Genomic DNA, 1,442 nt, shown 5'->3' with positions numbered 1-1,442 from the left:
GTCGGCGGGCTGGGCGTTGTAGCGGTCCACGGCGCTGTTGTAGTCGTCGACCTTCTTGCGGTGGGCGTCGGCGGCGTCCTTCGAGGCCTTGGTGCCCTCCTTCCATTTGTCGATCGCCGTCTGCGCCTGCGCTTGCGCCCAGGTGACCGTGGAGGCGAACGCCTCCAGCGCGGCGGCGGCCTCCTGACAGGCGTCCGCGCCGGTGAACCACTTGGGCGGCTGGGTGCCCACTGCGGTGCGCAGCGCGTCGGCCGCCTCGCCCTTGAGCCGGGAGGAGTCCAGGCCGCGCAGGCCGTTGCCGGCGTCGTCGAAGGAGGTGGAAAAGGCGCGCAGCTTCTCGGCGGTGGCGCGCAGCTTGTCCGCGCTGCCGTAAACCAGCTTGGTCTTGTCCTCGCTCTGGCCCAGGTCCAGCTCGTCGACCTCGGCGCCCATCCGGTTGGCCACCGAGGCCGACTGCTCGCGCACCCAGTCCGCGCCCGACTCCCAGCCGACGTCGTCCAGGCGGTTGGCGGTCCACTTGCCGGCGTCCTCGACCCGGTTGCCCAGCCACTCCACCCCGTCCTCGACCGCGTTCTCCACCGAGTCGGGGGTGATGTCGCTGATGAAGTCGCCGATGCCCATGTGTCAGTTCCCCCCGGACTCACCCGACTGCTGCTGCGTCTGCTGTTCCTGCTGGGCGCGTTCCTCGGGTGAGGGGCCGAAGGCCTCGTCCAGTCCGCGCTCGAACTGGTCGTCGGAGATGCCGAACGCGTCGTTGAGCATCTCCGACTGCCGCCCGCCGCTGCCTTCGGTCAAAACGGTGCGGCCGGTGTCCTTCCAGGTCTGCTCCATCTCCTCACCCGCCCGCTGCCACGACTCCCCGCTCCAGTCCGGGTCCAGGGCGTCGGGGGTGAACACCTCGCCCCAGTCCTGCTGGGTGATCTCCTCCTCCGAGGCGTGCGGATTGCCACCCATCACCGAGTTCACCCCCACCTTCAGGGCGCCCTCGACATACTGGTCGTGCTCCCACTGGGTGCCCGCCGCCAGCCCGAGGCGGTTGGCCAGCTCACTGGCGTCGTGCACCAGGGCGCGCACCCCCCACTCCCAGCGCTCGCAGAAGTCCTCGAAGTCCACCGACAACCCGTGGTGCCCGGCCTCCATCCCGGTCACCGCCAGAGAGGAGAAGCCCTTGCCCATCACCGAGCCGGTGGCCCCGCCCAGCTCACCGAGCTGGTCGATGGTCGAGCCCACACCCTTGGTGAACTTCGCCACCGACTCCGGATCGAACGCGAGATCCGCACCGTCACCGCTCACGCCCGGCCCCCTTCCTCAGCCCCAGTCCCTGCCCCGGCCGCACCGGTACTCAACGCGGCGGCGTCCACCGCGACGGCCTCCGGCACGATGCCGGCCACCGGCGGGAAGAACATCGACCCGTCCTCGGTGGCGATGTCCACGGCCAGCCC

At 70.5% G+C, this 1,442-nt stretch carries 2 protein-coding genes; both read right to left on the bottom strand.

Annotated features, from left to right (window positions below; all coding sequences use genetic code 11):
- Positions 1 to 621, bottom strand: a 621-nt coding sequence (locus IE271_RS40935; protein WP_373308926.1) for a putative T7SS-secreted protein, incomplete at its 3' end; no start/stop codon positions are given.
- Between the two features lie 3 nt (positions 622 to 624).
- Entirely contained in the window at positions 625 to 1,293 is a 669-nt protein-coding gene (locus tag IE271_RS40930; RefSeq protein ID WP_190195480.1) for a hypothetical protein, read from the bottom strand.
- Positions 1,294 to 1,442 lie beyond the last annotated feature (149 nt).

It is taken from the genome of Streptomyces minutiscleroticus (assembly GCF_014650875.1).
GTDB lineage: Bacteria > Actinomycetota > Actinomycetes > Streptomycetales > Streptomycetaceae > Streptomyces > Streptomyces minutiscleroticus.
Note: the sequence above shows the minus strand (reverse complement) of the source record. Positions and strands in the feature narration are given on the sequence as shown.